Annotated in this window: 15 protein-coding genes; 11 read left to right on the top strand and 4 right to left on the bottom strand. The window is 45.5% G+C overall.

The window, feature by feature from the left end; all coding sequences use genetic code 11:
* Nucleotides 1–42: 42 nt before the first annotated feature.
* The gene (locus ACKI5G_RS00470; protein WP_027398047.1) at nucleotides 43–405 is read left to right on the top strand and encodes a type II toxin-antitoxin system RelE/ParE family toxin; all 363 of its coding nucleotides are present in this window, start codon (nucleotides 43–45) and stop codon (nucleotides 403–405) included.
* Nucleotides 398–751 (top strand): helix-turn-helix domain-containing protein, encoded by a 354-nt coding sequence (locus ACKI5G_RS00465; RefSeq protein WP_407396592.1) that lies wholly within the window; start codon nucleotides 398–400, stop codon nucleotides 749–751. The genes ACKI5G_RS00470 and ACKI5G_RS00465 overlap by 8 nt, the downstream gene beginning before the upstream one ends.
* Nucleotides 752–865: 114 nt before the next feature.
* Here the strand turns inward: ACKI5G_RS00465 and ACKI5G_RS00460 are convergent, their stop codons facing one another.
* A complete protein-coding gene (locus tag ACKI5G_RS00460; RefSeq protein WP_407396590.1) occupies nucleotides 866–2,041 on the bottom strand; it encodes an FprA family A-type flavoprotein in 1,176 nt (391 codons plus the stop codon).
* Nucleotides 2,042–2,245: 204 nt separating this feature from the next.
* Between ACKI5G_RS00460 and ACKI5G_RS00455 the strand changes: the two genes are divergently transcribed.
* The 4 genes from ACKI5G_RS00455 (at nucleotide 2,246) to ACKI5G_RS00440 (ending at nucleotide 9,289) form a co-directional block, all read left to right on the top strand.
* On the top strand, nucleotides 2,246–3,451 hold the full coding sequence (locus tag ACKI5G_RS00455) for an efflux RND transporter periplasmic adaptor subunit (RefSeq protein ID WP_407396598.1): 1,206 nt from the start codon (nucleotides 2,246–2,248) through the stop codon (nucleotides 3,449–3,451).
* A complete protein-coding gene (locus ACKI5G_RS00450) occupies nucleotides 3,451–6,573 on the top strand; it encodes an efflux RND transporter permease subunit (protein WP_407396588.1) in 3,123 nt (1,040 codons plus the stop codon). Before ACKI5G_RS00455 ends, ACKI5G_RS00450 begins: the two co-directional genes overlap by 1 nt.
* Nucleotides 6,574–6,670: 97 nt before the next feature.
* Nucleotides 6,671–8,227 (top strand): ABC-F family ATP-binding cassette domain-containing protein, encoded by a 1,557-nt coding sequence (locus tag ACKI5G_RS00445; RefSeq protein WP_407396586.1) that lies wholly within the window; start codon nucleotides 6,671–6,673, stop codon nucleotides 8,225–8,227.
* Nucleotides 8,228–8,425: 198 nt separating this feature from the next.
* Nucleotides 8,426–9,289, top strand: coding sequence for an RsiV family protein (locus ACKI5G_RS00440; RefSeq protein WP_407396584.1), 864 nt, complete (start codon nucleotides 8,426–8,428; stop codon nucleotides 9,287–9,289).
* A gap of 104 nt (nucleotides 9,290–9,393) precedes the next feature.
* On the opposite strand, the gene ACKI5G_RS00435 is transcribed toward ACKI5G_RS00440, so the two are convergent.
* The 3 genes from ACKI5G_RS00435 to lgt all read right to left on the bottom strand — a co-directional run bounded on the left by ACKI5G_RS00435 (nucleotide 9,394) and on the right by lgt (nucleotide 11,756).
* Nucleotides 9,394–10,236, bottom strand: a complete 843-nt coding sequence (locus ACKI5G_RS00435; protein WP_407396582.1) for a menaquinone biosynthetic enzyme MqnA/MqnD family protein — start codon at nucleotides 10,234–10,236, stop codon at nucleotides 9,394–9,396.
* A gap of 156 nt (nucleotides 10,237–10,392) precedes the next feature.
* Nucleotides 10,393–10,860: an adenosylmethionine decarboxylase gene (gene speD / locus ACKI5G_RS00430; protein ID WP_407396580.1), complete on the bottom strand. Its 468-nt coding sequence runs from the start codon at nucleotides 10,858–10,860 to the stop codon at nucleotides 10,393–10,395.
* An 83-nt stretch (nucleotides 10,861–10,943) separates the two neighbouring features.
* Nucleotides 10,944–11,756, bottom strand: a complete 813-nt coding sequence (gene lgt, locus ACKI5G_RS00425; RefSeq protein ID WP_407396578.1) for a prolipoprotein diacylglyceryl transferase — start codon at nucleotides 11,754–11,756, stop codon at nucleotides 10,944–10,946.
* Between the two features lie 345 nt (nucleotides 11,757–12,101).
* Between lgt and pth the strand changes: the two genes are divergently transcribed.
* The 5 genes from pth (at nucleotide 12,102) to addB (ending at nucleotide 19,550) form a co-directional block, all read left to right on the top strand.
* Entirely contained in the window at nucleotides 12,102–12,743 is a 642-nt protein-coding gene (gene pth, locus ACKI5G_RS00420) for an aminoacyl-tRNA hydrolase (RefSeq protein ID WP_407396576.1), read from the top strand.
* Complete coding sequence (locus ACKI5G_RS00415) at nucleotides 12,730–13,983, top strand: radical SAM protein (RefSeq protein WP_407396574.1); 1,254 nt, start codon at nucleotides 12,730–12,732, stop codon at nucleotides 13,981–13,983. Before pth ends, ACKI5G_RS00415 begins: the two co-directional genes overlap by 14 nt.
* An 88-nt stretch (nucleotides 13,984–14,071) precedes the next feature.
* Nucleotides 14,072–14,857 carry a CheR family methyltransferase gene (locus ACKI5G_RS00410; RefSeq protein ID WP_407396572.1) on the top strand — a complete coding sequence of 262 codons (786 nt, stop codon included), beginning with the start codon at nucleotides 14,072–14,074 and terminating at the stop codon, nucleotides 14,855–14,857.
* A gap of 37 nt (nucleotides 14,858–14,894) precedes the next feature.
* Nucleotides 14,895–15,881, top strand: a complete 987-nt coding sequence (locus tag ACKI5G_RS00405; RefSeq protein ID WP_407396570.1) for a phenylacetate--CoA ligase family protein — start codon at nucleotides 14,895–14,897, stop codon at nucleotides 15,879–15,881.
* Between the two features lie 120 nt (nucleotides 15,882–16,001).
* Entirely contained in the window at nucleotides 16,002–19,550 is a 3,549-nt protein-coding gene (gene addB / locus ACKI5G_RS00400) for a helicase-exonuclease AddAB subunit AddB (RefSeq protein ID WP_407396568.1), read from the top strand.
* Nucleotides 19,551–19,552 lie beyond the last annotated feature (2 nt).

Raw genomic sequence — 19,552 nt, 5'->3', positions numbered from 1 at the left:
ATAACTTATAAGTTATAATTTTGTAAGAAGGGAGTATACACATTGTATAACATACGTTTTTATGAGGATGAGAACGGTATATCAGAAACAAGAGAGTATATTCGCTCTATTATTTCTAAGCAGGATAAACATAATCGTATAAAAGCAAATAAGATAAACGATTATATGAAAGTATTGCGTGCTAATGGAACTAGAGCAGGAAAACCCTTTGTGAAGCATGTTGATGGAGATATATGGGAGTTGCGCCCACTAGATGACAGGTTCATGTTTGCCTTGTGGACAGGGCAAACTTTTCTGATACTGAATCATTTTGTTAAGAAGTCGCAAAAGACACCAAAACGAGAAATAGAAAGAGCAAGAAATATGTTGAAAAACTACGTCGGGAGGATTGGTCGTAATGAATAAGCAATATAAAGACGCGGTGAATGATGCGAAAACCAAGCTGGTTGATTATAGGAAACGGCATGGTACTGATGAGAAATATGTTGATGAATGGGAAGCTTTGGAGAAACAATATTTTACTTCTGAAGAAATTTCTGAAAGTGATTTGAGGGTTGCACTTATCTCCGAAATTATAGCAGCTCGTAATGAGAAAGGAATTACTCAGAAGCACCTGGAGGAATTGAGCGGTGTAAAGCAACCGGTTATTGCCCGAATGGAACGGGGGAGTGCAAATTCTACACTATCTACAGTGTTAAAAGTATTGGCACCTTTGGGGAAAACCTTGCGAGTGGTACCAATAGAAAGATAAGATGTAAACTATTATTTCACAAACCTTTGCAGTAAGCATACAAAACACCTCCCTTGTATACACCTATTATGTATACAGGGGAGGTGTTTTTGGTTAATAATATAATCGAGTTTCTTATTTTTCTTTTTCCACCAAATTAACTACATTTTCCTGCAGACCCTTCAGGAAGGCTGGGTTAGGGGTGTTCTGAATCTTCTGCTGGTCAAGGACGATTTCCACCTTGCAGTCCTTGAGGGCTTCCTCAACCTGTGGTATACTCTGGCCGCCCCAGCCGTAGGAGCCAAAGGCAAAGCCCTTCAATCCCTTTGGAGCCAGGCCCTTCATGTAGCAGAAGAAGCCGGCGATGGACGGCATCATCTGATTGTTTATGGTAGGGGAGCCAACGGCAATATATTTGGCGTCAAGAAGCTCCGTCATAACATCGGAAATATGGTCACATCTGAGGTCAAAGAGCTTTGGCTCTATGCCGGCCTTGTTAAAGGCATCAGCCACGTTCTTGGCCATGATTTCCGTGGTGTGCCACATGGTATCAAAGACCACAACAGCCTTGTCGGTTTTTTTAAAGGAGCTCCAATCCTTGTAGGCCTGAATAATTTCAGGAATATGCTTTCTCCAGGATACGCCGTGACCAGTGGCAATCATGCTGATTTTAAGGCCTTCCAGTGCAGAAATAGCCTTGGTAGCCTGGGCACCAAATGGCATGAGAATGTTGGCATAATATTTCTTGGCCTGGTGCATAACCTCATGCAGGTCGGTTTCGTCCTCAAAACGGGCAGTAGTAGCCAAATGCTGGCCAAAAGCATCATTGGCGAATAAAAGCTCCTCCTCCGGGCAGTAGGTAACCATACTGTCTGGCCAGTGAAGCATAGGTGTTGGTACGAAGGTGAGGGTACGCTTGCCTAAGGACAAGGTATCACCGGCTTTTACAGCAATATAATCACGTTCACCATAGCGGCCGGTCAATCCCTTCAGTCCGTTAGGGTCGCTGGTAACAATCTTGGCATTAGGGCAATGCTGCATCATAAATGGAATACCGCCGGAATGGTCTGGTTCAACATGATTTGAAACGATATAATCAATCTTGGCCGGGTCAATAATAGTTCTGAGGCGGCCAAACATTTCCATACAGAATGGTGCCTTTACGGTATCAATAAGGGTAATCTTGTCGTCAATAATGAGATAGGCGTTATAGGTAGAACCACGGTCAGTACTGTAGCCGTGGAAGCTGCGCATGGAATAGTCCATGGAGCCAACCCAATAAATGCCTGGCTTAAATTCAACTGAAAACATTAATAAAACCACCTTTCAAAATAAAATAATAGTCAAAAAAACATTTGTAGACTAAAATGTAGTGTATAGGTTAATTATAACGCAGATATACTAAAATTTCTCTGAAAAATTAAAAATTTAAATATATTGTTGGTGTGGAGGTAAGTAATGCGCCACGATTGGTCAAAACTAAAGAAGGATAAAAAGTTTCGGATGGCAGGAGCTGTGTGTTTGCTGCTGGTTTTAATACTGGGATATTTTTTGTTTGTGAAGGGCAGTAATGATAATAAAAGACCAGAGCTTGCTTTGCCTAAGATTGCCACATATCAGGTGAAGCGGGCCGATATGAAGCGTCATATTGTGCTGTCCGGTCATACCACGGCTGATGCCACCATTGTGTTGGCTCCAAAATATAACGGTCATGTGAAGTCAGTAAATGTTCAGCTGGGTGACCAGGTGGCCGAAGGGGATATTCTTTTGGTTCAGGACACCGGGGATTTGGATATTGCCATTATGCAGGGGGAGGCGGCTACAGAGGCTGCCCTGGCTGACACCGAAACGGAGGAGGCCTCCTATAATGCCAATCTTGCCAGAGCCGGTGCGGCCTACGAAATAGAAAAAAGTCGTTATGAGCGACAGCAATACCTTTACACTATAGGTGCTATATCCCTGGAACGACTGGAAACTGCTAAAAATACCTATGTTACCTCCAAGGCTGAATACGATGCCCTTATGGATCAGAACAATGGCAGCTCTCCTGCTAGTGTCCGCTCCAAGCTGTATAACGCCCGCAAAAACGCCTATAGCGTGGATGCACTGAGGAAGCAGCGTGAGGATATGTTCATAAGAGCGCCCAGAAGCGGTGTTATCGGTTATCGAAATGTAGAGGTGGGCAGCTATCTTACTGCCGGAAGCAAGGTGCTTACATTGGTAGATAACAGTCATCTTTATGTGGACTGTACCCTTTCGGAAAATGATGCTGCTCTCCTTACTACGGGAATGCCTGTGAACGTCACTATTGATGCCATGGGTGCCACATATAATGGCAAGGTTGTATATGTAAGTCCTGCCATGAGCGATGAGTCAAAGTCCTATTCGGTTCGTATTTCCCTTGATGTAGCCAAGGGGGATATTAAGGCGGGCTTATTTGCCAGAACCTCTCTGGATATTTTGCAGCGTCGTGATACATTATTTGCCCCAAAGGATGCACTCTTGTCCAAGAACGGCAAAACCACAGTATTTGTGTATAACCCGGATACGGAGACAGTGGAGGAGCGTGAAATCACCCTTGGCCTTATAAACGATGATGAGGTGGAAATCCTTACTGGTATTAATGAAGGGGAGATAGTGGCTGTTTCCTCTATTGATCGTCTGAAGAATGGGGGCAGGGTGACCTTGGAATCACCAGATGAAGCAGGTGATGGAAATTGATGAATATTACAAGATTTTCCATTAAGCGTCCTGTGGGCATATCAATGATTGTATGCCTCTTTGTTGTGTTGGGATTGTTTAGCTTTATCCGTATCGGGGTGGAGCTTTTGCCAGCGGTAAATACACCGTATATAACTGTAATGGTGAAATATCCGGGGGCCAGTGCCGAGTCAGTTGAGCAGCAGGTGGTTAAGCCTGTGGAGGAGGCTCTGTCTTCCCTTTCAAATGTAAAAAATATCCAGTCCACTGCCCAATATGAGCGGGCAAGGGTAACTGTAGAGCTGGAATTTGACGCGGATGCGGACAGCGCGGCTATTGATGCCACAAAAAAGGTGGAGGCCATAAGGTACAATCTGCCGGATGAAGCAGATGAGCCGGTGGTTATAAAGCGTGACGACAATGACGAGCCTATTGTAGAGGTGGCAGTAACCTCTGAGCATTCCATGTCGGATATGTATTCCAAGGTGGACAAGGTATTTGCCGATGAGCTGCAACAGGCAGGCGGTGTTTCTGAAATAGAGGTTTTTGGTGGTCTCGATAAGGAAGTGGCCGTCGAGGTGGATAAGGACAAGATGGCGGCCTACAAGCTGAACCTCAATGATATTGTGACGGCTATCAAGAAGGAAAACAAGCTGCTGCCATCAGGCACTATTTATACTGATAAGTACAAGTCCGATGTAAGGGCTGTGGCACAGTATGAGAAGGCCTCGGATATTGAAAAGATATTTGTACAGAATTCCGGTAAGGCTCAGATTCCTCTTACTGCTGTGGCTTCAGTTCGCCACCAGAATGCCAGGGTGAACCGCTATGGAGAATTTAACGGCGAATCCTCGGTAATGATGCTTATCTACAAAAACAGCGATGCCAATGTGGTGGAAACAGCAGATAACATTGAAAGAAAGCTGGAAAATATTCGCCAGGAAAATCCCGATTATCAGTTTACTGTTACCAGCAATGATGCGGATTATGTGCGAAATTCCTTGAATAATACCTTGGGCACTCTCATTGAGGGCCTTATTACCACCGGCTTGGTGCTGTTCCTGTTTTTGCGGGGCTGGCGTTCCATGGCGGCGGTTATGGTGGCCATTCCAACCTCCTTGATAGCCACATTTTTCGTGATGTATTCTGCGGGGTTTACCTTTAACATGATGTCCCTTATGGGTATGACACTGTGTATCGGTATATTGGTGGATGATTCCGTGGTGGTACTGGAAAATATTATCCGCCATTTGAAAATGGGGGAGGCTCCGGATGAGGCTGCAGAAAATGGCCGAATGGAAATCGGCATGGCGGCAGTGGCCATCACATTGTGTGATGCGGTGACCTTTTTGCCTATCGCCTTTATGTCAGGCATGACGGGGCAGTTCTTCCGTCAGTTTGGTCTTACCATTGTATTTGCAGGCATGTTTTCTCTCTTTGTGTCCTTTACTCTTACACCAATGCTGGCTTCCAAATTCTATCGTAAGGGCTATAATCCTTCAAAGACAAAGCTGTGGGATTTTATGGACAGGCTGGAGGAAAGGGCTGTTGCCAAATATGAGGAGCTTTTGAAAAAGAGCTTTGCCAATCAGAAAAAGCTGCTTTTAGGGGCGTTGGCACTGTTCGTTGGTTCTGTGGCCCTTATACCATTGGGAGCTGTGGGGGCAGAATATATGCCCCGCACAGATGAGGGCAGTTTCCAGATGTTTGTGGAAATGCCTGTAAGCTATACAGCAGATGAAACCCACAAGGTAATTACCCGTATAGAGGAAAAGCTGGATACCATTCCCGAGGTGAAGCACTATCTGGGTAATGCCGGCGGCAGCAGCTCCAACGAAGGCCGTATAAGGGTGGAGCTGAAGGATCGGGGAGACCGCAGCCGCAGTGTTTGGGAGGTGGCAGATGAAATGCGTGCCTTCAGCATGGGCATTGATGATGCTACTATCCGTGTGGCTGAGACCCAAACCTCCGTGGCAGGAGTATCCGGCGGCGGACTTAGGGGTGGCGGTGCGGTGCGAATTGAGCTTCGCAGTATGGACAATGAAAAGCTGGTGGCAGCCGCAAACAAGGTGAAGGATGTGCTGAATACAAAGGTTCAGGGCATTACAGACGTGGCCTCATCCTATGTGGAGGGCTCTCCGGAGCTACGGCTTACCATGGACCGTGATAAAATTCGGGCCATGGGAGTTTCCGTGGGGGATGTGGACGAAGCCATTTCCTCTGCTATATCCGGCAGAAAGGCGGGGAATATCAGCAATGACCCGCTTAACAATAATCAGGATACGGATATTAACGTGCGCTTTAAGGGAGCTGATGGATTCAGGGCCTCAGATGTGGCATCTATTCCTATTGATGTGAATGGACAAACCATGTTTATTGGTGACGTATCTGATATGAAGTATGCCACAGGCCCGGTGCGAATTCGCCGGGTAAATAAGCAGCGTTCCATTACTATTTTTGCCAATGCGGGAGCACGCCCATTAAATGATGTGCTTCAGGATGTGAGAAAGGCTCTGAAGGACGTGGACTTAGGTGAGGGAGTAACCTACAGATTCACTGGCCAGTCGGATAAAATGGATGATTCCTTCCAGCAGCTTTTTATGGCTCTTATTATGGCTATGGTTCTTATTTATATGCTGCTGGCTGTGCTTTACGAGTCACTTATTACGCCTTTTATCAGAATGTTTTCCCTGCCATTGGGAATTATTGGTGCCATCCTCTTTTTGCTGTTTACAAATAACACACTGAATCTTTATTCTATGATAGGAATATTGGTTATGGACGGCGTGGTGGCCAAGAACGGTACCCTTTTGCTGGACTATACCATGACATTGCAAAGTCGTGGCTACAGTGCCTATGATGCCATTGTGGAGGCGGGCAAGGTTCGCCTAAAGCCGATTATGATGACTACAATTACCATGGTGGTGGGTATGATGCCTACAGCTCTCGCCATGTCCGAAGGGGCGGAGACCAGAGTAAGTATGGCCTGGGTTATTATTGGTGGACTGATTTCCTCCACTATTTTTACCCTGCTGATCATTCCTATAATTTTCATGTTCTTTGAAAATCACCCGGCCAGTACCTGGTTTGAGGGGCTTCGCAGAAGATTATCATGGATTGGAAAAGAGGAGCAAAACAGCTGATTTTTTATGGCGAAAATATTGATTATTTGGTATGATAGAGCCTGAGTTTTTTGAAAAGACAGCTTTGCAATAATGCGTTTATTAAGGAGACAAGAATTTGAGTATCGTTAATGTGGAAAGAATGTCCCATGGCTTTGGGGCAAGAACTATATTTGAGGATGTGAGCTTTCGCCTGCTGAAGGGGGAGCATGTTGCCCTGGTGGGGGCCAACGGTGAGGGCAAGTCCACCTTCCTGTCGATTATTACGGGGCAGATGACTCCAGATGAGGGCAAGGTGGAATGGGCCAAGCGGGTGACCTCTGGTTATCTTGATCAGCATGCAGTATTGAAGGCGGGCATGACCATTCGTGATGTGCTGAAAACCGCCTTTGATGAAATGTACAAGCTGGAGGCAGAGATGCAGTCCTGTTATGACAAAATGGGAGAGGCATCCCCTGAGGAAATGGATAAGCTGCTGAATGATGCAGGCGAGATTCAGGAAATTCTTGATGCCCATAGCTTCTATACCCTTGACAGCAAGATTGAGGAAGTGGCTGGGGGACTGGGCCTTCGTGATATTGGCCTTGACCGTATGGTGGATGAGCTTTCCGGCGGCCAGCGAACCAAGGTTCTTCTTACCAAGCTGCTGCTACAGAGCCCGGATATTCTTATTTTGCACGAGCCTACCAACTACCTTGATGTGGAGCATATTGAGTGGCTGAAAACCTATCTCCAGGGCTATGAAAATGCCTTCATTTTGGTATCCCATGATGTGCCATTCCTGAACGCAGTTACAAATGTAATCTATCATGTGGAAAATGCTACTCTTACCCGCTATACCGGCAGCTATGAGAAGTTCCAGGAGATGTATGCCATCAAACGTCGTCAGGAGGATGCGGCCTACGAGCGCCAGCAGGCTGAAATTGCCCGTGAAAAGGATTTTATTCAGAGAAACAAGGCCAGAGTTGCTACCCGTGGTATGGCCAATTCCCGCCAGAAAAAGCTGGACAAGATGGAGGTACTGGAAAAGCGTACTGAAAAGCCAAAGCCACACTTTAAGTTCCAGATGGACAGAACACCAAGCCGTTTTGTAATTGAGGCAAAGCGTCTGATTTTGGGCTATGATACCCCTCTTACCAATCCGGTGGATTTACAGCTGGAACGGGGGAAAAAGGTGGCCCTTCGTGGTGTAAACGGACTTGGTAAAACCACTCTATTAAAGACACTTCTTGGCATGATTAAGCCAATTTCCGGTAATATTGAGTTGGGGGAATTCGTTACACCGGGGTATTTCGAGCAGGAATCCACCAAGGGTAATGATAATACCGCCATTGAGGAAATATGGCAGGAATATCCTGGAATGACAGAGTTTGAGGTAAGGGCTGCTCTGGCCGCCTGTGGTCTGACCAATGAGCATATTACCAGTAAAATGATGGTGCTTTCCGGAGGCGAGGCCGCTAAGGTACGCCTGTGCAAGATTATGCAGAAGCCGGTAAATTTGTTGGTGCTGGATGAGCCTACCAACCATCTGGATGTGGATGCCAAGGCGGAGCTGAAGCGGGCCCTTAAGGAGTATAAGGGAACTATTTTGCTGGTTTCCCATGAGCCTGATTTCTATGAGGATTGGGTTGATTCGGTGTGGAATATTGAGGGCTGGACCACGAAAATAATTTAAAAATAATAAAAGAACAGGGGAAGTCTGCTAGAGCAATAGTTTTAGGTGCAAACTCCGTGCTATAGAAGACTTGTCCCTGCTCTTTTTAATTAAATTTTAAGTGGTAAAATCCCTTTGTTTCGTATATTATGTAGGCAAAGATGGCTGCCCGACAGGTGGTCAACGGGCATTATATTTTTTCGAAATGGAGGGATTTTTATGTGGAAAAAGGTGCTGGCGGCAGGCAGTGCAGTGCTGGCTCTGGGGTTGGTGGCACCAATCACTGGCGATTACAGCTATACTGGTGTGGCTATGGCTTATGTGGAGCCAGGTGATTTGACTACACCGGGTGGCATCCCATTCACTCATCCTCTGGCTTACGGTTCCAGTATCCAGCGGTCCCAGATCAATCACGATGGCAGGGTTTTGCTGGAGGCCTCTACTTATGAGGTTAATCTTGATAAGTCCATTGTTTTTGATTATCCTAAGCTGCAGGAATCTTTGGAAAAGCTGTCAGCAGATAACTGGAGCTATATGCGCCGCGTAATGTATCAATGGGAGCCTGATCTCATTGAACAGTATGAGCAGAGCAAGAATCATGAATGGTACAAGGAAAACAGTGGGCCTCTCTGCAGCTACGAGCTTAGCTATAAAGGCCTGCGGGCAGATTCTGCCGTGTTTAGCTGTGTAGGCGGAGAGTTTGTATATCTGGGCGGTGCCCATCCTGTATATTATTACAAGGCCCATGTATTCGATTCCAAAACCGGCAAGGAATTGAAGCTTAATGACATTTTTAAGACAACTGACGGTTTGGCTGAAATCATCGTGGAGGAGACAGAACGTCAGATTGAACCCAAATCCAGTATGCCGGATAAAAAAGAGGTTCTAAAGGATGTTAAGATGATGATGGAGGATGGCTCTCTCCAGTTCGGTATGACAGAGGACGATTTTATCGTTTATTTCGGCAATTACGCCATTGGCCCTTATGCCATGGGGACTTTGGAGGTTAAGCTGCCTTATCACAAATATTTTAGCCTGTTTAATAATAAGTATGTGTTCTATGGCAGCCGGGCCAAGGGGTAGACTATAAATCGAAAAAAACATATCCGACTATAGCGAAAAAACCCAGTGTAAAGTAAAAAGGCTTTTCACTGGGTTTTTAGTATTCAGTTTGTCGGGGAAATGCTTCAAAAATCCACCTCAGCCAGCTTCAGCTTCGGCATACGGGGGATAAGACCAATTTCGTAGGCGTATTTATAGAATACTATGAGATTGTCCAGGTATTCCTCAGTCAGGTTCCACTTGATTACCTCCAGGTATTCGTCCAACTGCTGGAAGGTGAATGGCTTGGTATCAAGGATGGAATTGATAGCGTCAGCTTTGTGGGAGTAGCCGTGACGAAGCCCCTTGTAGAGCCGTTCGTGGAGTAGCTGGAGAGCCTCCGGGTTCTTTTGGGCAAAGTCCTTATGAACGGCCCAGACGGCGTATACCATGCAACGGCCGGTGAGCTTTTTCCACTCCACGCCCATATCGTAATAGTAGAATTTGTCCTTGTTCTTATGATGATATACGTTAAGAGCATCGTCACCAATGAAAAGGGCGGCTGTACAGTCATCGGGAACAGGATTGTCCGGGGTTAGGTGGCGCACACAGTATTCCGGGGTGGCGTCATAGGACTTGTTCAGGATAATCTTCAGCAGAACATGGGAGGTGGCAGACTGGGCTGTGAGCACAATCCTGTCCTGATTGATTTCCGTAATTGGCTTTTTTGATACCAAAATGATACTTCGCACAGGTCCGTCAGCCCGGACACATAAATCAGGCAGTATAAGCAGTTTATCATAATTTTTGGCATAAACAATGGAGGATACTTCGCTGGCATCCAGCCGATTGTTTATCAGGTCGTTATTCATAACAGATGGGACGCCGCCCTTTATATCAATACCTTCTCCATAGCCACATTGTGTCAGACTGTAGGTGATAGGCAATACATTTAAAAAATGAATATGTCCCAGACGTGGTTTCTCCATATAAACCTCCTATAACAAAAAGTACAATCACTATTATACCTTCAAAAGGCAATTTTGTTTAGTGATTTGTCTTATGTTTTAATGTATACATAAAACAGGGAACAAAAAAGCTCCTGGGGTATCAGGAGCTTTTTGTAAATATGTGAATTTTGCAAATTAATTCTTTTTGTTGTCGTCCTTGCTTTTCAGCATATTGATAACCTTGCTGCCGGTGTTGTGAATGCGGCGTAACGGAGCAACCTTGGTTTTTGTTTTTGGCTTCATGTCTGTGTTGGTGCCAAAATCACCGCGCTTCAGTATAGTGGTTTTGGTTTTTTCCGGTTTAAACAGCTTTCTGATGGAGCTGAAAACCTCCTCCGGTGCGGCGTTTTCTTCGCAGATAAAAGCATCTGCGGAAACATATTGAAGCTCCGGGAAGGCGTGGACGGTAATGTGCCCTTCATCAAAAAGCAAAATAATTGCAATATGGTCATCTGACATAATCTGGCCGGTGGAAGACAGAATATCAAGATTGCTTTCCATCAGCAGAGTCTTCAATGTAGATTGTAAAGCCTGTACGTCTTCAAAGCAGGAATTCTTGCATTTGTACATATCAACTGTAAGGTGACGGGCGATTATACTCAAATAAGATACCCCTTTCATAACATATTTTACCTACATAATTATACAATAAATGGTTTTTATAGTAAAGAAAATGTAAATATGTGTTATACTTTCGATTCACTTTTTGGGGTGCTGTCAGTTATTTTATCCTTATGTCCCTTGATTTGCAGGACTATGAAACAGATGAGGGCAACTGTAAAGCCGGTAACGCTGGTCATTTGGGCAGATGTAAAGAGTCCCAATACGGGATCGGCATAATCTCCCCGCAGGAATTCCAGGAAAAATCTTGCTATACAGTACAGCATTACATAAAGGGAAAAGGCCTGACCCTTTACATGGGGATAGGCGCGAAACAGCAGGAGAATGGCAAAAATAACGAAATCCAGCTGTCCTTCCCAAATTTCAGCAGGCCACAGGGGTTGATTTCCATAGGTATGATGTGCAAGGGTGGTGGATGGGTAAATAATACCGAAGCTTCCACCTGTAGGTGCACCAAAGGCATCGCCGTTTAAAAGATTGGCACATCGTCCCAGACCCTGACCGAAGATAATGGCTGGGGCACTTATATCCATCATGGCCAATATATCGATATTGTGGCGACGGCAGTACAGAATCCCAACGATTACGCCCAGAATAACACCACCCTGAATGGCCATACCCCCTTGCCAAACGTTCAGTATTTCCGTAAGGTGATGGCTGTAATAGTCCCAGTCAAAAAAGAACACGTCCCAGAGTCTGGCTCCTAAGAGTCCGCTTAAACCACAGTAAATGCCAAGGTCCACTACATGATTGTGGTAGCGACCGTCCTGTTTGGCGAGAAAATAGCCAACGCCAGTGGCCAAAATAATGCTGAGGCTAAGAACCATGCCGTAGGCTCTTATGGGGAAATCCCCTATATAAAATAAGTATTGATGCATATTATCCTCCAGAATAGTAAAAGTTAAATGATTATCTGTCGCCACGCCACTTCGCTAAAACTGTTTCTGCCCATTGATATAGCGCAAAAAGTCAAAACTCGCGTTGCTCAAACAATTGACTTTTTACGCTAAAATATAGGATAGGCCAGAAACAGTTTCTTTACGCTGTGTGTCTAACGCTCCATATAATCATTTACTTTACAGTTTATATAGCACTAGTAATTGTAACCATTACATTAATAATTATACGCTATTAGTCAAGGATATTAGCCAAAAGGGCGGTAATAATGTATAATCTACATGTATTTGCGTTAAATTGATTGTCATATAAGGAGATTTTGTTTCATGAAGATAATCGCTGGATTAGGTAATCCAGGAGTGGAATATGCCAAGACCCGCCATAATGTGGGCTGGATGATGGTGGATGCCCTTGCTGATGCCTTGGGGGCAGAGCCATGGAAGGAAAGGGAGAAGGGACTGGTGGCAGAGGCCAGAATAGGCACGGAAAAGGTGCTTTTGGTAAAGCCCCAGACATATATGAACAACAGCGGTGAGTGTATCGGACCTTTGATGCGCTGGTACAAGCTGGAGCCCCAGGAGCTTATTGTGTGTCACGATGATATGGATATACCGGCTGGTACTATCCGCATCCGAAAAAAGGGCAGTGCCGGCGGTCACAATGGTATTAAGTCAACCATTGCCCATGTGGGGGATGAAAATTTTGGCAGGGTGCGTATCGGCGTGGGCCGTCCTTTACCAGGGTGGACTGTGGTGAATCATGTGCTGGCAAATTTTCCGGAGGAGGATGTGCCAAAGATTCAGGAGGCTATCAAATATCTTGTTCCTGCCATAGAGTGTATGGTAACTGAGGGCGTTGACAACGCCATGAACAAATACAATCCGAAAAAGCAGAAGAAGGAGAAGAAGAACTGGAAGGAAAAACCGGTTGATGACGTTAAGGAGGCGGCAGAAGATGGCAAAGAATAAAAAGGAGCCTATTATTGCTCTTTATGCCGATGAAAACGGAGAAATTTTTGATGCTCCCGGCATTTTGGCCATGGGTCGTGAGGGTGATGAGTTACGACTTCTGACTCCTGAGGATTTGATTCCGCTGCCTGAAAGCGCTGACCTTATGTTTTTGCCAGACCGTCAGGCGGTTGGCATGAGCCGGGAGGGCGAGGTATTGGCATTGACAGGCAATGCGGTATCGGCAATTTTGCCAGCGGGGTATACCCGCACCATGATGCCGGCCTTTCAGCTGGATGAGGATGCCGGCAGGCTGCCCCTATATGGCTATACTGCGGTGTGTGTATATAAGGATCAGCTCTACGGGGCGGCTATTTATACTGATGAAAATCACAAATGGGATCCAGAGCATTACAATACCAAGAACTTGAAGCGTCTGGTAAAGCAGGTGAAGAAGGATTTGCCAGACAATCCTCTTATTGACCATTTGGCTAATTGTTCATTGGAATGGCATTGCTGTACGGCGGAAAATATATTTTATAGGCGTTGGGAGTGCGGTATTCCCACCTCTCCTGTATGTAATGCCAACTGCTTTGGCTGTATTTCCTTGCAGCCGGCAGAGTGCTGTCCTTCACCCCAGAGCCGTATAAGGTTTCGGCCAACTGCTGAGCAGATTGCTGAGCTGGGAATTTATCATCTGGACAACGCTCCTGAAGGTATCATCAGCTTTGGTCAGGGCTGTGAGGGAGAACCGTCCCTGGCAGCAGTTAATATTTCAGCGGGCATTAAGCTGATTCGTGAAAAGACCAGCAAGGGACAGATAAATATCAATACCAATGCAGGATACACCGAGGGAATAAAGCAGATCGTGGATGCTGGACTGGATACTATGCGTGTCAGCATTATCAGTGCCATCCCTGAAAGCTATGATGCCTATTACAGCAGCAATTATAAGTTGGACAATGTAAAAGAGTCTATACGCTATGCTTTGGATCATGGTATTTATGTGTCACTTAACATGCTGTACTTCCCGGGCTTTAACGATCGGGAGGACGAACTGATGGCCTGGAAGGAATTTTTTAGGGAGCTGCCTGTGCAGATGATACAGGTGCGCAATCTTAATATTGATCCTGATGCATTTCTCGATATAATGCCGGAACAGAAAAAACCATTTGTGGGTACCAGAAAATTCTTATCGGAGCTTAAAAAGGAATTTCCACAGCTGGTGATTGGCAGTTTTAGTCATTATGTGGAGGGATAAAATACTTTATTTTTAAAAATAAAGGATTTTTGATTTTAAGGTGGAATATATAAATAATGAATACGAAGAATCATTTGGAGGGATAAATATGACATCAGAACAGGATTGGACTGAATTTAAAGGAAAATTAAAGGCAAAAACTGAGATAGACCTGGATTTATACAAGGCACCACAGATGCAGCGCCGTATTATGAATCTGGCAAAGAGAAATGGTTATGACTCCTATTCGGGCTACTTTGATAAGGTGGTTCAGGACCATGATGAATTTGCAGCTTTTATTGAGTATCTTACCATTAACGTATCTGAGTTTTTCCGTACGCCGGATAAGTTTGCCAAGCTGGAAACCGATGTTATTCCAGATTTGTTGAAGCGAAGCAGCAAGCTGAATATTTGGAGTGCAGGCTGCTCTATCGGTGCAGAGCCTTATTCCTTGGCCATGATTATGAAGACCTTGACCCCAAATACCCGCCATCGTATTTTGGCCTCAGACCTGGATATTGAAATTCTGGGCAAGGCCAAGAAGGGTGAGTATACTGAAAATGAGTTGAAGGCCATTGATCCTGAGCGTAAGAGAAAGTATTTTACCCATACTGGGGATAGGTATCTGGTATCCCAGGAGATTAAGGATTGCATTGAATTCAAACGCCATAACCTCTTAAAGGATAACTTTGAAAGTGGCTTTGATCTTATCCTCTGCCGCAATGTAGTTATTTATTTCACCGAGGAAGCAAAGGATCAGCTTTATGCCAACTTCTTCAAGGCATTGAAACCAGGCGGAATTTTGTTTGTTGGTGCTACTGAGGCTATTCTGAACTTCCGCAAGCTGGGCTATACCAGCTTCCAGCCGTTCTTCTATCAGAAGCCACTTACCTGATGTTTGCGTTTTTTGGCACAGGGAAAGAGAGATTATAATGATTGCAAATCCAAAAATAGAGACCATGGAACGGGAACAACTGGCGAAATTTCAGTTGGAGGCGCTGAAGAAGCGGGTGAAGTGGGCTCATGAAAAAAGTGCCTTTTATCAGCAGCTGTTTGAAAAAGCCGGATTGTGTCCAGATGATATACAGTCTTTGAGAGATATTCAAAAGCTGCCATTTACGGAGCGAAATGTACTTAAGGAAGTATCCGTTTTTGATTTGCTTACCATGCCACTGAGTGGTGTTTTGCGTATTTCCAGACAGGGAGATGCGGAGACATTTATTAAGATGTACACCAGTGGAGATGTGGCACGTCAGATGGAAATGATGACCAGGATCCTGGTGGCCTATGGCATTAACGATACCACTGTGGTGGGAATCTTGGGCGAGGCTTCTGACAGCCGGCTGATGGATGTCCAGTATGCTCTGGAGGGTATAGGGGCGTCGGTTATGCTTATGGGTAGCAATATGGACAATATTGTGGAGCTCATGACCAGATGTCATGTGGATGTACTTATCAGCGATTTCCGTATGGTTACGCAGTTTATTGTGAAGCTTCAGGCGGATGGGGAAAATGCCCAGGACCTTTATCTTCCTTCCATTGTATGTTTGGAGGAAACGCTGCATAATCCGATGCGTGCCTATTTGGAACGCCGCATGAATGTTAAGACCAATACGGTGTATAATTCACCGGGATTTGGCTGTGCCGGTATTATGTATCATTGTCCGGATGACAGGGGCTTCCATATACAGGAGGATTGTTTTTATCCTGAAATTGTGGAATTTGGCAGTGACAAGGTCATTGATGAACCCCATCGTGTAGGGGAACTGGTACTGACCTCACTTGCCAACGAAGCCATGCCGATTTTCCGTTTGCGTACTGGTCATGCGGTGTTGCGTATTGATGATGAATGTAAGTGCGGACGTACCATGATGAGGGTGGCAGAGCCAACTGAATATGAGGGAACGGTTTCAAACTGAAAGTAAAAACAGGATCAGTCTTGCTGGTCCTTTTTTTATGCAGTGCAATTTTACAGGCATTGCTATGATATGTATTATATATATTAAAGATAATCCCTTGGGGATAAAGGGGGACGAAAAATGCTGGAGATTATTACAGGTAGAGCTGGCAGTGGCAAAACGGTATATGTATTGGAGCAGATAAAGAAGGAGCTGGTGGAAAGACCATTGGGGCCTGCTATTATTTTGCTGTTGCCGGAGCACATGACATATAAAGTGGAGCGTCAGCTGTCGGCAATGATGGAAAAGCAGGGCCGTGGCTATATGCGGTGTCAGGTATATGGCTTTAAGCGCTTTGCTTATCAGGTGCTGCAGGAAACCGGTGGTGGCTTGGAGCAGGGAATCACAGATATGGGGCGACAGCTGCTGCTGAAGTGTATTTTGGATAAGCATTATAATGGGCTGAAGGTGTTTGGCCGGGCATCACGCCAGCGGGGCTTCGCCAATGTACTTAGTGGAATTATCAATGAATTTAAGGGATATGGCATAACTCCTGAGCAGCTTGCTGAAGCTGGCCACAGCATGGAGGACAGCAGGCTGGGCCATAAGCTGGCAGATCTGTCTCTGCTTTATGGTGAGTACAACAAGGCCATGGAAGGCAGCTATAAAGATGGTAAGGACATCATGAGTATCCTGGTGGAAAGACTGCCGATGTCAAAAATGGTGGCTGGGGCGGATATTTGGCTGGATGGCTTCCTGTTTTTTAATCCTTTGGAGCTTCAGGTGCTGGAGGGACTGTTCCAATACAGTGCCAAAATTCATGTTACCTTCAATATGGATGATATGACTACAGCCCAGGGGCAATGGGCCAATAGGGAGGCTTCCGGACTATTTAACCGCGCCTATATCAGCTGTAATCGCCTGCAAAAGCTGGCAGCGAAATATGATGTTCCCGTGAAATATCAGCATTTTTCAGAGACGAAGCGCTATACCAATCCTGCACTTAGAGCATTGGAGGCATGCTTTGACAAGCGTATTATCCAGCCAGTTGCTGGCGATGGGGAAATTTCTTTAGTGGAGGCAGCTACCTGCAGGCTGGAGGTTGAAGCTGCAGCTGCGGATATTATTGGCCTCGTAAGGGACAAGGGATATAAGTGGCGCGATATTGGAGTTCTCATAAGGGATGAGGACTCTTACGGCGATCTTATAAATTTCGTGTTCAAGGATTATGATATACCTTTCTTTCGGGATAAAAAACGTCAATGCGCCAACCATCCGGTGGCAGAGCTTATCCGTTCTGCAATCGGGGCTACGGAAGGATGGGGCTATGACGATTTATTCTGTTGCATAAAAGCGGGCTTCTTCCGCCTTACAGCTCAGCAGATTGACCTGTTGGAGAATTATTGTCTTGAGTTTAATTTAAAGGGCAGCAAGGTTTGGCGACGGGATGAGCCATGGGATTTTTATTCCCGCTATTCCATTGATGAAGAGGATGAAAGAATTGACGACAGGCAAAAGCTGAGGGCAGCCACAGCAGACCAGTTGCGACGGCAGGTGGCAGAACCACTGGGCATTCTTCAGGATGGCCTGAAGCAGGCGGTCAACACGCGGGATATGATACAGGCTATCTATCATTTTCTGGTGGATATTGAGGTGCCCGAAATTTTGCAGGAGAAATCGGAGCAGGCAGAAAAAAGCGGTAATCTTGACGTGGCCCGGGAGCACCAGCAGGTGTGGAATGACATTATGGAATTGCTGGACCAGCTGGTGGAGGTCACAGGCGATTCCCAAATGAGTATAGGTGAACTGCGTCAGCTTTTGGAGGAGGGCTTTTCCTCTCTGGAAATGGCGCTTATTCCTCCTGGCTTGGATTATGTCAATATTGCATCCTTTGACCAAAATGCCCTGGATAATATAAAGGCTGTGTATATCCTGGGAGCAAATGCAGGAAGTATGCCAAGACGTTCTGTGGAAAATACGGTTCTTTCCGATGCAGACCGTGTGCATATAAATCAAAAAAATATTATCGAATTGTCGGTTCTGGGGGAGGAAGCCAGCTTTAATGAGAACTATTTAATATACAAGGCCTTCACCCAGGCCAGGGAGTATATGTGGGTATCCTATGCCCTGTCATCCCCGTCTGATGATGCTCTGATGGGTGCAGAGATAGTGGGCAAGATAAAGGCCTTGTTGCCTGATAGGAGCGTAAGGACCATACCATTGGATTGGATCAACAGCTTTACGGAGGAGCAGCAGCTTAAAATGCTGACACATAAGCGCCAGTCCTTGTCATATTTGGCTGTTGCTCTTAGAAAGCTCAGGGATGAGGGGGAACTGCCGGAATTGTGGCAGAAGGTATACAACTGCCTTTTACAGGGGGAAGATACAGGAAGGCTGGTGGATTTAGTTCGTCGGGGACTTTTTATGAATCCACGTCTGGAAAAATTGCCGCGGGATATTGCCAGGGAGCTTTATACAGTCAAGGGAATACTCCGTGGCTCCGTAACCAAGTTTGAGCTATATAACCGATGTCCGTTCCAGTTTTTTGCCCAGTATGGACTAAACCTAAAGGAGCGCAAAATTAATCGCTTTAGCAATCCGGAACTGGGAACCCTGCTTCATGCAGTTTTAAAGGAATACGGTGAAACCTTGAAACAAGAGGGACGCCGTTGGTGTGATATTAAGGGGGAGGAACGGGACAAAATATGTCATGAAATAATTCATAAGCTGGCGCCACGGCTTAATAATGGTATGCTGTATTCTACCAAACAGCTGGAGAACCAGCTTTCCCGCTTGGAATCCACTGCCCGATTTACCCTAAAGCGATTGGGGGAATTTGATCAGGTGAGCAAGTTCCATCCGGAATTTTTTGAAAGCTCCTTCGGAGGGCATAATGGCCCAGAGGATTCCCTGGATTTGGTATATCAGCTTCATCAAAATAATCGTTTGGAGCTGAAGGGGCAGATTGACCGTATTGATGTCAACGAACAGGCCAGTCATTTCATGATTATCGATTATAAGACTGGTAATGCCGCCATTAATTTGGTGGATGTTTATTATGGCCTGAAGCTGCAGCTTTTAACCTATTTGCTGGTGGTGAACCAGCTGATGAATCGGGGCAGTAAAGGAGATACCCCAATGTTGCCTGCGGGAATGTTGTATTATTTCCTCAAACGGCCAGTATTTTCCATGAATAATCACAGCCATGACCCGGAAAAATTGAAGGAAGCCTTGGATAAGCAATTAAAAATGCCTGGATGGATCCTTTTGGACAAGGACATTGCTGAGCAGATAGACAATACCTTATACACGGATAACAAGAGCCGCTTTTTGAAAATAGCATATAAGGGCAAGGAGGGAAGTAAGTCCTTTAATGATTCAAGTATGAGTATGCTGAAAAGCGGTGAGGATTTTAATCTGCTTATGGCATACATTGAGCTTATTTTTAAGGATACTGGAGAGAGCATAATGGATGGCAGCATTGATATCAAGCCATACAAGAAGGATAAGCTTACACCGTGTACCTATTGTAAATATCACCCTCTTTGCGGCTTTGACCCAAGGCTGGATGGCTATGATTATCGTCGTATCGACGGCAGTGAGGGGGAGATTATGGAGGCGATAACTGAAAGGGTCAAGGGTGAAATAATCGGGGGAAATGCCCCAAGAGCTGAAGGGAAGGAGGAATAGCC

The sequence above is a fragment of the Anaerovibrio sp. genome (genome assembly GCF_045637405.1).
Taxonomy (GTDB): domain Bacteria; phylum Bacillota; class Negativicutes; order Selenomonadales; family Selenomonadaceae; genus Anaerovibrio.
The sequence above is the reverse complement of the archived record's forward strand: the minus strand, read 5'-3'. Positions and strand labels throughout refer to the sequence as shown.